A 13,174-nucleotide genomic window follows, 5' to 3' on the forward strand; every position below is an offset into this window, starting at 1 on the left:
ACCTCTCTTCCCGGCTCGCGCCGGGAAGAGTTGAGATCCGCCCTCGGGATGCTTCGGACTACCGATTCAGCAGGAGCTGAAATCAGGCAGCCGGAACGATGTTGACGACCTTGCGGCCACGGTGCGTGCCGAACTCGACCGAACCGGCCTGCAGCGCGAACAGCGTGTCGTCGCCACCACGACCGACACCCGAACCCGGGTGGAAGTGGGTGCCGCGCTGGCGGACGAGGATCTCACCAGCGGAAACGACCTGACCGCCGAAGCGCTTCACGCCGAGCCGCTGAGCGTTGGAATCGCGCCCGTTCCGGGTGGACGATGCGCCCTTCTTGTGTGCCATGTCTCAGTCCCTCTTACTTCGCAGCCGCGGGGATACCGGTGACCTTGATCGCCGTGTACTGCTGGCGGTGACCCTGGCGACGGCGGTAGCCGGTCTTGTTCTTGTACCGAAGGATGTCGATCTTGGCACCCTTGTGGTGGTCCACGATCTCGGCCTGGACCTTGATGCCGGCCAGGACCCACGGGTCGCTGGTCACGGCTTCGCCGTCGACAACGAGCAGGGTCGAGAGCTCGACCGTGTCGCCAACCTTGGCAGTGGGAATCTTGTCAACTTCAACGATGTCGCCGACAGCAACCTTGTGCTGGCGACCACCGCTGCGCACGATGGCGTACACGCGGATCTCTCTCTCACTCGAGTTCGGGAACCCCTGAAGCCAGCCGGCCCCGCGGAACCGCAGGCCGGCCTCCCCCGAGCCGCGAGGCGGTACGGGAGGTGAGGTGCTCAGTGGATTGGCGTGCGCATAGACACGCCAGCGACCTAGGTTACGGGGCCCGGTCGGAGGGGTCAAACCGGGGTCACGCCGGGGTCACGACGAGGCCTCGGAGACGGGCGCGGCCACCGTCCGGGCCTGCCGGAAGCGCCCGTACGGTGCCGCTGACACCCCGCACGGGCCCTCCCGGCCGCCCTGGACGGCCAGGTCCGGCCCTCGCCCAGCAGGGCCGTGAACACGGCTCCGCGCAGCTCTGAAGGCCAAAGCCCCCGCCCGGCACCGAAGGGGTGCCGGACGGGGGCCGGTGGAACGGAATCCGCGGATCAGGCTTCGGTCGGAGCCGAGACGGAGGGCAGCGTCTGCTGCTCCGCCGCCGCGGTCTTCTTCGTCGCCCGCTTCGCGACCGTCTTCTTCGCGGCGGTCTTGGCCGTCGTCGTCTTCTTGGCGGCGGTCTTCTTCACGGCCGCCGCCTTCTTGGCCGGGGCCTTCTTCGCCGCGGTCGTGGTCGCCTTCTTGGCGGCCGTCTTGCGGACCGCCTTCTTGGCGGGAGCCGCCGGGGCGGCCTCCTCGACGACGGCCTCGGGCTCGGCCGGGGTCTGCACCGGCGTCTCGGCCGGAGCCTCGACGACCAGTACGGCCGCCTCCGCGCCCGCCGGGGAACCGGCCGGAGCGGTGGCCTTGCGGGTGGCACGGCGACGCGGACGGGCCGGCGCGGCCTCTACGGCCTCGACGGGCTCGGCCGGGGTCTCCACGACGACCGGCTCGGGCTCGACGACGACCTCGGGCTCCGGCTCGGCCACCGGGGCCGCGGGGGCCTCGGCAACCGGCTCCGGGGCCTGGACGGCCTCGGCCGGGGCGCCCGCCGGAGCGGTCGCCTTACGGGTGGCACGGCGGCGGGTACGGCCCTTGGGGGCCTCCTCCACGACCGGCTCCGCGACGACAGCCTCGGGCTCGGCGACCTCGACGAGCTCCACCTCGGCCTCGACCACCGGCTCGGGCTCGGCCACGGGGGCCGCGGGGGCCGCGGCCGCCGGGGCACGGTCCGTCGCCGCACCGCGCGGGGCGCCCGCCGGAGCGGTCGCCTTGCGGGTGGCGCGGCGGCGGTTGCGGCGCCCGCTCACTCCGGCAGCGGCCTCGGCCTCGGCCGGGCTGCTGTAGAGCTCCTCGTCGGCGACGAAGGAGGGCTCGGGCAGTGCGACGGGAGCGGCGACCTCGGCAGCCAGCTCGGCCTCGGTCTCGATCTCGTAGTCATCGCCCTCGGCGGTGTCCACGGCCTCGATCTCGTGGTCGTGCTCGTGTCCGGCCTGGCCGCCGCGGCGCTTGGAGCGCTTGCCGTTGCCACCGCCGCCGACCACGGTCGGGGTCTCCATGTGCACGATGACGCCGCGGCCGTTGCAGTGGACGCAGGTCTCGGAGAAGGACTCCAGCAGACCCTGGCCCACCCGCTTGCGGGTCATCTGGACCAGACCCAGCGAGGTCACCTCGGCGACCTGGTGCTTGGTGCGGTCACGGCCCAGGCACTCCAGCATGCGCCGCAGGACCAGGTCGCGGTTGGACTCCAGGACCATGTCGATGAAGTCGATGACCACGATGCCGCCGAGGTCGCGCAGCCGCAGCTGGCGCACGATCTCCTCGGCCGCCTCCAGGTTGTTCCTGGTCACGGTCTCTTCGAGGTTGCCGCCCTGACCGGTGAACTTGCCGGTGTTGACGTCGATGACGATCATCGCTTCGGTCTTGTCGATCACGAGGGAACCGCCCGAGGGCAGCCACACCTTGCGGTCGAGCGCCTTGGCGAGCTGCTCGTCGATCCGGTACGTCGCGAAGACGTCCACCTCGGAGGTCCAGCGCTTCAGCCGGTCGGCCAGGTCCGGGGCCACGTGGTTCACGTAGCCGTGGATGGTCTCCCAGGCGCTGTCACCGCTGACGATGACCTTGGTGAAGTCCTCGTTGAAGATGTCGCGCACGACGCGGACGGTCATGTCCGGCTCGCCGTAGAGGAGGCTCGGCGAAGAGGTCGAGATCTGCTTCGACTTCTTCTGGATGTCCTCCCACTGGGCCTGCAGGCGCTCGACGTCGCGGCGCAGCTCGTCCTCGCTCGCGCCCTCGGCGGCGGTGCGCACGATGACGCCCGCGTCCTCGGGGACGATCTTCTTGAGGATGGTCTTCAGGCGCGCGCGCTCGGTGTCGGGCAGCTTGCGGCTGATGCCGGTCATCGAGCCCTCGGGCACGTAGACCAGGTAGCGGCCGGGCAGCGAGACCTGGCTGGTCAGGCGGGCGCCCTTGTGGCCGATCGGGTCCTTGGTGACCTGCACCAGGACCGACTGGCCGGACTTGAGGGCTGCCTCGATGCGGCGCGGCCCGTTGGCCATGCCGAGCGCCTCGAAGTTGACCTCACCGGCGTACAGGACCGCGTTGCGGCCCTTGCCGATGTCGATGAAGGCGGCCTCCATGGACGGCAGCACGTTCTGGACCTTGCCCAGGTAGACGTTGCCGACGTACGAGGTGGCTTCTTCCTTGTTGACGTAGTGCTCGACGAGCACGTTGTCCTCGAGGACGCCGATCTGGGTGCGCTCGCCCGACTGGCGGACGACCATCACGCGCTCGACGGCCTCGCGGCGGGCCAGGAACTCGGCCTCGGTGATGATCGGGACGCGGCGGCGGCCCTGCTCGCGGCCCTCGCGGCGGCGCTGCTTCTTGGCCTCCAGGCGGGTCGAGCCCTTGATGGACTGGACCTCGTCGGAGGAGGTGGAGCCGGCGACGGACTCCGCACGCTCGCGGGCCGGGCGCGGCTCGCGGACCTTGACGACCGTGCGCACACCGTCGTCCTCGGCCGCGTCGGCGTCCGTACCGCCGTCACCGCTGCGACGGCGACGACGCCGGCGACGACGGCTGGAGCTGGAGCCGAGGGCCCCGTTCTCCTCGTCGTCCTCCGCGTCCTCGGTGTCCCCCTCATCGGCGGACTCGGCCTCTTCGGCGGACTCGGCCTCGGCCTCTTCCTCGGCGGACTCGTCGAGGTCGGCGGCCTCACCGCGGCGACGGCGACGGCCACCGCGGCGGCGACGGCGCGACGGGCGGTCGCCCGACTCGTCGGTCTCGTCCTCGTAGAGCTCGGCGGACTCGGTTTCGGTCTCTTCCTCGACCAGCTCTACGTCGGCCAGCGTGACCGGGCCGGACGGCGCGGCGGCGGCCGGGGCCACGGGCGCGGCGGTCTCGGCGGCGGCTCCGCGGCCACGGCGGCGGCGACGGCCGGCCGGCTGCGGGGCGGGGGCGGCCTCGACCTCGGCCTCGATGAGGTCGAGCTCCTCCTCCTCGACCTCCTCGGCCGGGGCGGCGGCAGCGGCGGCCGCGGCCATCATGGCCGCGGTCTCCGGGGTCTGGAACATCGGCTCGGCGAACACCGGGGCCTGGAACACGGCGACGGCGGGACGCCCGGCGCGGCGGCCACGGGCCGGAGCCTCGGCGGCCGGAGCCTCGGCGGCCGGGGCCTCGGCGATCGGAGCCACTGGCTGCGCGGCGGCGGCCGGAGCGGTGGTGGAACGGGTGGCGCGGCGGCGGCCGCCGCGCTTCGGGGAGTCCACGGCGTCGGCGACGGTGACGGTGGCCTTGGCGGCGGCGACCGGAGCCTCGGCCACGACGGCCTCGGCGGCTTCCGCGGCGGGCGCCTCGGGGGCGGTCACGGCGCGGGTGGCACGGCGACGGGCACGCGGGGCCGGAGCAGCGGACTCCTCGACGACCTCGGCGACCGGAGCGGCCACGGGAGCCTCGGCGACCGGCGCCTCAGGAGCGGTCACGGCGCGGGTCGCGCGGCGACGGGCACGCGGCGCCGGGGCTGCGGACTCCTCGACGACCTCGGCGACCGGAGCAACCGGAGCGGCCACGGGAGCCTCGGCGGCCGGGGCCTCGGGGGCGGTCACGGCGCGGGTGGCACGGCGACGGGCACGCGGGGCCGGAGCAGCGGGCTCCTCGAAGACCTCGGCGACCGGAGCGGCCACGGGAGCCTCGGCGACCGGCGCCTCGGGAGCGGCCACGGCGCGAGTGGCACGGCGGCGGGCACGCGGCGCCGGGGCTGCGGACTCCTCGACGACCTCGGCGGCCGGAGTGACCGGGGCAGACACGGGGGCCTCGACCACGGCCTCGGCGGCGGGCGCCTCGGGGGCGGCCACGGCGCGGGTGGCACGGCGACGGGTACGGGCCGGGGCGGCGGCCGGGGCGGCCTCCTCGGCGGGAGCTGCGGCCACCACGGGCGCGGGAGCGGCCTCGGCGGCGGCTACGGCGCCACCGGGCGGGCCGGCCGGCCGGGACGCGGCGCGCCGGCGCCTGCGCGGCGGCAGGTTGTCGCTCGGGCTGCCACTGTCGGCGGCGGTGTTGGCGGTGTTGTCGTTTTCGTTGTTGAGCATGCGGGGTTTCTCCCGTCACGCTCCCGGGCGCCGCGGCTGACTTCCGGTCCGGCACGGCTCCGCGTAATGAGCGCGGAACCGGCCTCCGGGGCGCGTTCGCCACACGGGAGCTCAGTTCAATGGCCGCCGGTTCCGTACGGGTAGCCGTACGGCCTGGCGGAAGTCTTCAAGTCTTCAGGTCTGTCTGTGCGCGGCCCGACCCAGGTGGCTCCCGAGTCCCAGGGCTGCGCGACGACGACGATCCCTACGCGGCGGGACCTTCCGGCGCCTTCGCGTCGGCGGTTACGGCCGCCGTGGGTGGGGCGGTCGTGACAGCCTCGCGGTCGGGCGCGAGCGGGTCGGTCACCGTGCCGGACTCCTCGTCGAAGAGCCCCTGCGCCAGCCTGGTCACCGCAGCGGGGACCGGCGGCGTTAGGTCGGCCACAGCTCGGAGACCGGACAGGACGTCGTCGGGTCGCACGGCAGGTGTCAGATGCCGAACAACCAGGCGCAGTATCGCACAAGCATTGTCCAGGGGCCTATCAGCCTCTGCGGTGGCCGTAACCGGAACCACTTCCAGACTGACCACGGCGCCGCGCGTGTCGAAGGTCCGCATGCCGTTCTTGGTACGGCGCTGGACCTCCACGGTCTCGGCCGCGAGGAAGGCCTCGACCGCCTTCCGCACGTCCCCGGGCTGCACGCCGTCCAGGCGCAGCTCCCACACGGAGGCCGTCAGCCGGTCGGCGAGACCGGAGGTGTGCGCCTCCACGGCGTCGATGATGTCGAGGCCGACGGGCATCGACTCGTCGAGCAGCTCGCGCAGGACCGCGGGGTCGCGCGGCTCGGCGAGGGCGATCTCCAGGTATTCGGCCTCGCTGCCGGTCCCGGTCGGGGCGGCGTTCGCGTACGAGACGCGCGGGTGCGGGGTGAAGCCCGCCGAGTACGCCATGGGCACCTCGGAGCGGCGCAGGGCCCGCTCGAAGGCGCGCTGGAAGTCCCGGTGGCTGGTGAACCGGAGGCGGCCGCGCTTGGTGTAGCGCAGACGGATGCGCTGCACTACCGGTGCGGGAGGCGGGCCTTCGGGCTGTCGCTTGCCCAGTGGTTCATCTCCTTGTGCGGGGCTCCGCGGCTCGCGCGTCGCCCTGAGGTCTGTGGGGCCTGCGGGCGGCGCCCGATGGCCGCCGGGTTCACCCCTGCTTGTTCAGGGAGACATCGGGGCCGGGCGCGTCGCCTACGGCTGTGTTACTACCCAGAGTACGCGCCCGTGACCTCCCCGGTTCCCGAGCCGGCCCCCCGAACAGCACCTTCCGCACGTCGTCCCGCACCTCGCGCACCGCGAGGCGGGAGGTCTGCCACAGTGCGCGCAGGGTGTGGCCGACGGGAGCGATCGCCTGCCGGTGCACCGACCGGGCGCCCCGGCGGCCGACGGCCCACCCGGCGCGCAGGGCGTTCCCGACCGGGGTGACCACGTGCCGGCGCAGCCATCCGGCGGGCCGCACGACGGCCCATCGCCACAGCCACACGAGCCCGCGCCCGAGTGCGCGGCTCACCCGCCCCGCGAGGTGCCAGGCCCCGGCGAGCAGCTGCCAGAGCGGCACGAGCAGGTACGTCCACAGCCCCCGACCGACCGGCGCCAGCAGGTACCGCCACGCCCCCACCAGCACGGGCCGCACGAGATACCGCCACAGCGCGACCCACGGCCAGACGAAGAGCGCCTTCGCCAGCCAGGCCGCACCGGCCGCGAACCCCCGGGCCAGCCACCGCAGTCCGTGCCCGGCGGGGGTGAGGACGTACCGGTAGAGCGCGCCGACCGGCAGCACGAGCAGGTACCGGACGGCGCCCGCCAGCAGCCGGGCGATGCCCCGGCCTGCGGGCAGCAGCCCGTACTCCCAGAGCGGGACCAGCAGGTACCGCCGGATCCCCACACCGGCGGGCCGCAGCAGATACCTGTACGCGGCCTGCCCCACCGGGAACACGACGTACCGCCAGAGAGCCGCCCAGGGCCAGTAGAAGACCAGCTTGAACAGGGCCCCGATCAGCCAGCCGGTTCCCCGCAGCACCGGCAGCACGGCCCGATCGTAGAACCAGCGCAACCCCTGCCCCAGCGGCCCCAGGACGCTCCGGTTCAGCATCCGCGCGAAGGCGACGAGCAGATCCCAGACCACCCGCAGGGGCAGCACGACCAGCACCGCCACGATCTTCACGGGAATCCGCACGACCCCCACCAGGCAGCCGTCCCCCTGCGGCGCCGGCAGCGCCTTCTCCAGTTCCATACCGCTAAGGACACACCACGGCCCGAGACCGTTGCGCCAAAGGGCCGTCCGTCAGTCGATGGAGCCCGGCTCCGCTAGCCACTGCGCACTGAGCTCAATGGCTCCTGCGATCGTGTCGAAGTCACGGTCGTAGTGCAGCACCGTGAGTCCGTGTGCCCGCGCAGTCACGGCGACCAGCAGGTCGATCCCGCTGGCAGAACGACGGGCGCCCCGGTGCACCAAGGTCTCTTGCAGGTCCAGGATCTGTTGCCAGCCGTCTTCGGGCACGGGCCGCCACCCGAACAGGTCCCGCAACTGGCTCTTGGTCCGCTTGTAGTCCTGCACCGAGCGCGCCGAGAAGAGCATCTCGAACTCGGTCGGCTCACACAACGAGATGCGTCCGGCCTTGAGGGTCTCGACCCAGCCGTCACGGACCCCCGGCCGAAGAATCCGGCCTGCCGCGGATTTATCGATCAAGAAGTGTTGCTGCGCGACCATCAGTGCCAGGCCTCGTCTTCGAAGCCCGGCTCGGTGAGCGCGTCGAACGCACCCTCATCGGCGAGCGCGATGAGCTGCACCAGCGCACGTTCACGACGGAGCCGTGCCCCTATTTCCTCCAGCGCCGCGTTGACCGTGTCCTTCTTGGTCGTGGTCCCGAGGGCTTCCATCGCGAGCGCGAGGGCTTCCTCGTTGATGTCGATCACGGTCTTGGCCATACCGGCCACCTCCTGGCAGCGAGTCCGGAGTATTCCCCCAGGCACCCTTCAAGGATATCCGCAGGCGTCAACCGCAGGAACGATTATCCGGCGGTTGAATGTATATGCCCCCCACCGTTCCCGGTGGGGGGCATATACAGGGGCGGCCGGACGGCCTCAGCCGAAGGTCACTTCACGACCGACAGCGGGAGCAGCTTCTTGCCCGTCGGGCCGATCTGGATGCTGGTGTCGAGCTGAGGGCACACGCCGCAGTCGAAGCACGGGGTCCAGCGGCAGTCCTCGACCTCGGTTTCGTCGAGGGCGTCCTGCCAGTCCTCCCAGAGCCAGTCCTTGTCCAGGCCGGAGTCGAGGTGGTCCCAGGGGAGGACCTCCTCGTAGGTGCGCTCGCGGGTCGTGTACCAGGCCACGTCGACGCCGTAGGCGGGGAGGGTCTTCTCCGCCGCCTGCATCCAGCGGTCGTACGAGAAGTGCTCGCGCCAGCCGTCGAAGCGGCCGCCCGACTCGTACACGGCGCGGATGACGTCGCCGATGCGGCGGTCGCCGCGGGACAGCAGGCCCTCGACGATGCCGGGCTTGCCGTCGTGGTAGCGGAAGCCGATGGAGCGGCCGTACTTCTTGTCGCCGCGGAGCTTGTCGCGGAGCTTGCCGAGGCGGGCGTCCGTCTCCTCGGCCGACAACTGCGGGGCCCACTGGAAGGGCGTGTGCGGCTTGGGGACGAAGCCGCCGATCGAGACGGTGCAGCGGATGTCGTTCTGCCCGGAGACCTCGCGGCCCTTGGCGATGACGTTGACCGCCATGTCGCCGATCTGGAGCACGTCTTCGTCGGTCTCGGTCGGCAGGCCGACCATGAAGTACAGCTTCACCTGGCGCCAGCCGTTGCCGTAGGCCGTCGCGACCGTACGGATCAGGTCCTCTTCCGAGACCATCTTGTTGATGACCTTGCGCATGCGCTCGGAGCCGCCCTCGGGGGCGAAGGTCAGACCGGAGCGGCGGCCGTTGCGGGTCAGCTCGTTGGCCAGGTCCACGTTGAAGGCGTCCACGCGGGTCGACGGGAGGGACAGGCCCACCTTGTCGTCCGTGTAGCGGTCGGCCAGGCCCTTGGCGATGTCCGCGATCTCGGTGTGGTCCGCCGAGGAGAGGGAGAGGAGGCCGACCTCTTCGAAGCCCGTGGCCTTGAGGCCGCGCTCCACCATTTCGCCGATGCCGGTGATGCTTCGCTCCCGTACGGGGCGCGTGATCATGCCGGCCTGGCAGAAGCGGCAGCCGCGGGTGCAGCCGCGGAAGATCTCCACGGACATCCGCTCGTGGACGGTCTCGGCGAGCGGGACCAGGGGCTGCTTGGGGTAGGGCCACTCGTCGAGGTCCATGACGGTGTGCTTGGACACGCGCCACGGCACGCCGGAGCGGTTCGGGACGACGCGGCCGATGCGGCCGTCGGGCAGGTACTCCACGTCGTAGAAGCCCGGCACGTAGACGCCGCCGGTCTTCGCGAGGCGCAGGAGGACCTCCTCGCGCCCGCCCGGGCGGCCCTCGGCCTTCCACGCGCGGATGATCTCGGTCATGTCGAGGACGGCCTGCTCGCCGTCGCCGATGATCGCGCAGTCGATGAACTCCGCGATCGGCTCGGGGTTGAAGGCCGCGTGGCCGCCCGCGAGCACGATGGGGTGGTCGACCGTACGGTTCTTCGCCTCCAGCGGGATGCCCGCGAGGTCCAGCGCCGTCAGCATGTTGGTGTAGCCGAGCTCGGTGGAGAAGGAGAGCCCGAAGACGTCGAAGGCCCCGACCGGACGGTGGGAGTCGACGGTGAACTGCGGCACCTTGTGCTCGCGCATCAGCTCTTCGAGGTCCGGCCACACGCTGTACGTGCGCTCCGCGAGCACGCCCTCGCGCTCGTTGAGCACCTCGTACAGGATCATGACGCCCTGGTTGGGGAGCCCGACCTCGTACGCGTCCGGGTACATCAGCGCCCAGCGGACGTCGGCGCTCTCCCACGGCTTGACCGTGGAGTTGAGCTCACCGCCGACGTACTGGATCGGCTTCTGGACGTGCGGAAGCAGGGCCTCAAGCTGAGGGAAGACCGACTCGGTCATCACGCGACTTTCGTGAAGCGGGCAGGGGGCGACTCTCAAGCGTACCCCGGGGCCCGGAGCACCCCCGCCCGCAAGATCAGCCGCGCACCGCCGCCGCCGGCCCCTCGGTCGCCGCCCACACCTGTGGCAGCTCCCGCTCGCGGCGCTCGGCCAGGGCCTCCTCGCGGGCGTAGAGCACGCCCCAGGTGAAGGCCGATTCCCCGGCGCCCGCCGCCTGGATCGCCAGTCCGCGCAGGGCTTCCCGGGCGACGACCCCGTCCTGGTGGTCGCCGAGCAGACTCTGGACGGCCTTCACCGCCTTGGCCAGCTTGCGCGCGGGTTTGCCGAGGGCCGGGGCCGCCGCCTCGGCCGCGTACCGCGTGCGCTTCGCGGCCTTGCGGGCCTCGTGCAGGGCCAGGTCGCGGCCTTCGCCCGGGTCCATGGACAGAGCGCCCCCGACGCGGCCGGCGAGGCGTTCGTAGTCCGCGAGGACCGCTGCGGGCAGGGCCGACTCGGCGGGCCGGGCCGCGGCCTTCAGCAGGGGCGGGTCGGCCAGCAGCGCGTCGAGGGCGTCGAGCAGGGCGAGGTGGCGCCGGCTGTCGAGCGCGGCCAGCGCCGCGCGGCGCGAGCCGGTGCGGCGGGCGACGTTCCAGATCTTGAGGCGGCCGCGGACCGGGCCCAGCACCAGGGTGCGCGGGAGTTCGTCGAGCCGGGTCTGGATCCGCTCCAGCAGTACTTCCTGGTCGCGGTCCACGCCGAGCTCGGCGGCGAGCCAGCGGAGCTCCTCGCCGATCGGGCCGGTCTCGGCGGGGTCCAGGACCCGGCGGTAGGTCTTGAAGGCGCTGCGCAGCCGCCGGGTGGCGACCCGCATCTGGTGGACGGAGTCGGGCAGGCCCCGGCGTACGGCGGGGTCCTGGGCGATGAGGGTGTCGCGCTGTTCGCGCAGGTACGCGAGCACGTGCGCGCCCACCGTGTCCCCGGCGGGGCCGGTGTCGGGGCCGGCCGGCCGGGCCGGGGGTTCCCCGCCGGTCTCGGTCAGCGCCCGGGCGAGCTTGGACGGGGCGTCGCTGACCCGGAGTCCGGCCTTGCGGAAGGTCTTCTCCACGGCGTCGAGCAGCGCCGGGTCGGCGCCGTCGGCGAGCTCGACCTCCACCTCGGTCCAGGCCGCGGTGGCGTCGGCGCGCTCGGCCCGCACGGCGTCGGTGGACAGCTCCGCGAGGAGGGCGCCGTCGGCGTCGAGGAGGTGGCTGAGCTTGCGCGAGGACAGGATCCTGACCTGCGGTTCCAGCGGGGTGTCGCGGATGCGGGAGCGCAGCAGTGCGGTCAGCGCGTCCGGGACGGTGTCGCCGAGGGGGGCGGTGATCTCGTCGCGCACGCCGGGGGCGACGGGCAGTTTGAGGTGCCAGCCGGCGTCCTTGCCGCCGGTGCGGCGGCGCAGGGTGAGCCCGTCGGCGGCGAGGCGCTGGTCGGGGGTGTCGTAGTAGACGGCGTCGAGCTCGGCCGTGCCCTGGTCGGTGACGGCCGCGATGGCGGCCGTGCCCGTCAGGTCGGGTACCCCGCGCCGTCCGGCCTTGGTGGTCCTGAACTCGAATTTGCGCTCGATCTCGCGCTTCGTGTCCGCCATGGATCGAACGTAGTCCTGAACGGAACGCGGCGGGAAGGGAAACGGCGGGTGCGGCGGAAAACGGGCCCGGGAACCGACGGATCAAGCCGACCCGGACGGCCCTGGGCCGACGCGATCTCCAAGCCGCCCCGCCCCGCCCCGGGCCGCCCCCGCGTCGCGTCAAGCCGACAGCGGCCGCTGCACCCTGATCGACTGGAGCAGCCCGATGGCCACCCATACGGCGAACATCGAGGATCCTCCGTAGGACACGAACGGCAGCGGGAGCCCGGCCACGGGCATGATCCCGAGGGTCATGCCGATGTTCTCGAAGGCCTGGAAGGCGAACCAGGCGATGATTCCGGCGCACACGATCGTGCCGTACAGCTCGGTCGTCTCGCGGGCGATCATGCAGGCGCGCCACAGGATGACCCCGAGCAGCACCAGGATCAGCCCGGCTCCGACGAAGCCCAGCTCCTCCCCCGCCACCGTGAAGACGAAGTCGGTCTGCTGTTCCGGCACGAACTGGCCGGTGGTCTGCGAGCCCTTGAAGAGCCCGGAGCCGGTCAGGCCGCCGGAGCCGATGGCGATGCGCGCCTGGTTGGTGTTGTAGCCGACGCCGGCCGGGTCGAGCTCGGGGTTGGCGAAGGCCGCGAAGCGGTTGATCTGGTACTCGTCGAGGACGCCGAGCTGCCAGATCAGGATGGCCCCGCCGGCGCCCGAGCCGAGCAGGCCCAGGACCCAGCGGTTGGAGGCGCCGGAGGCCAGCAGGACGCCGAGCACGATGACGACCATGACCATGACGGAGCCGAGGTCGGGCATCAGCATGATGATGCCCATGGGGAAGGCGGCCAGGCAGAGCGCCTTGACGACGGTGCGGTGGTCGGGGTGGGCGAGGTCTCCCGCGTCCACCCGGGTGGCCAGCAGCATCGCCATGACCAGGATGATCGTGATCTTGACGAATTCGGAGGGCTGGAGCGAGAAGCCGCCGCCGACCACGATCCAGGCGTGGGCGCCGTTGATGGTGGCGCCGAGCGGGGTGAGCACGGCGAGGATCAGGACGACGGAGAGCCCGTAGAGGATCGGTACGGCGCCGCGCAGGGTGCGGTGGCCGAGCCAGATGGTGCCGATCATCAGCACGAGGCCGATGCCGGTGTTCATGGCGTGCCGGAAGAGGAAGTAGTACGGGTCCCCGTTGTTCAGCGAGGTCCGGTTGCGGGTCGCCGACCACACCAGCAGGGCGCCGATGAGGGAGAGGGCGAGCGCCGAGAGGAGTATCGGCCAGTCGAGCCGGCGCACCACGGAGTCGCGGGCGGTGAGTTTGGCCATCGCTCCCCGCTGCTCCGGCGCGTACCGGGCCACGGAGAATTTGTTGGCGGTCTGCATGTCGGTCC

At 72.3% G+C, this 13,174-nt stretch carries 10 protein-coding genes; all 10 read right to left on the minus strand.

Annotated features, from left to right (window positions below; genetic code table 11):
- Positions 1 to 82: 82 nt before the first annotated feature.
- The 10 genes from rpmA to rodA all read right to left on the minus strand — a co-directional run bounded on the left by rpmA (position 83) and on the right by rodA (position 13,166).
- Entirely contained in the window at positions 83 to 337 is a 255-nt protein-coding gene (gene rpmA, locus OG247_RS15055) for a 50S ribosomal protein L27 (protein ID WP_030013081.1), read from the minus strand.
- A gap of 13 nt (positions 338 to 350) precedes the next feature.
- Positions 351 to 671 (minus strand): 50S ribosomal protein L21, encoded by a 321-nt coding sequence (rplU, locus tag OG247_RS15060; protein ID WP_214950890.1) that lies wholly within the window; start codon positions 669 to 671, stop codon positions 351 to 353.
- A gap of 419 nt (positions 672 to 1,090) precedes the next feature.
- Positions 1,091 to 5,164 carry an Rne/Rng family ribonuclease gene (locus tag OG247_RS15065; protein WP_327252729.1) on the minus strand — a complete coding sequence of 1,358 codons (4,074 nt, stop codon included), beginning with the start codon at positions 5,162 to 5,164 and terminating at the stop codon, positions 1,091 to 1,093.
- 244 nt (positions 5,165 to 5,408) lie between these two features.
- A complete protein-coding gene (locus OG247_RS15070; protein WP_327252730.1) occupies positions 5,409 to 6,200 on the minus strand; it encodes a TIGR03936 family radical SAM-associated protein in 792 nt (263 codons plus the stop codon).
- Between the two features lie 130 nt (positions 6,201 to 6,330).
- The gene (locus OG247_RS15075) at positions 6,331 to 7,416 is read right to left on the minus strand and encodes a hypothetical protein (RefSeq protein WP_327252731.1); all 1,086 of its coding nucleotides are present in this window, start codon (positions 7,414 to 7,416) and stop codon (positions 6,331 to 6,333) included.
- Between the two features lie 51 nt (positions 7,417 to 7,467).
- The gene (locus OG247_RS15080) at positions 7,468 to 7,893 is read right to left on the minus strand and encodes a PIN domain nuclease (RefSeq protein WP_327252732.1); all 426 of its coding nucleotides are present in this window, start codon (positions 7,891 to 7,893) and stop codon (positions 7,468 to 7,470) included.
- Positions 7,893 to 8,111: a type II toxin-antitoxin system VapB family antitoxin gene (locus tag OG247_RS15085; protein ID WP_327252733.1), complete on the minus strand. Its 219-nt coding sequence runs from the start codon at positions 8,109 to 8,111 to the stop codon at positions 7,893 to 7,895. Before OG247_RS15085 ends, OG247_RS15080 begins: the two co-directional genes overlap by 1 nt.
- Positions 8,112 to 8,278: 167 nt before the next feature.
- Positions 8,279 to 10,204, minus strand: a complete 1,926-nt coding sequence (locus OG247_RS15090; RefSeq protein WP_327252734.1) for a TIGR03960 family B12-binding radical SAM protein — start codon at positions 10,202 to 10,204, stop codon at positions 8,279 to 8,281.
- A gap of 73 nt (positions 10,205 to 10,277) precedes the next feature.
- A complete protein-coding gene (locus OG247_RS15095; RefSeq protein ID WP_327252735.1) occupies positions 10,278 to 11,804 on the minus strand; it encodes a CYTH and CHAD domain-containing protein in 1,527 nt (508 codons plus the stop codon).
- A gap of 159 nt (positions 11,805 to 11,963) precedes the next feature.
- Entirely contained in the window at positions 11,964 to 13,166 is a 1,203-nt protein-coding gene (gene rodA, locus OG247_RS15100) for a rod shape-determining protein RodA (RefSeq protein ID WP_327252736.1), read from the minus strand.
- Positions 13,167 to 13,174 lie beyond the last annotated feature (8 nt).

The organism is Streptomyces sp. NBC_01244, assembly GCF_035987325.1.
Lineage (GTDB): Bacteria > Actinomycetota > Actinomycetes > Streptomycetales > Streptomycetaceae > Streptomyces.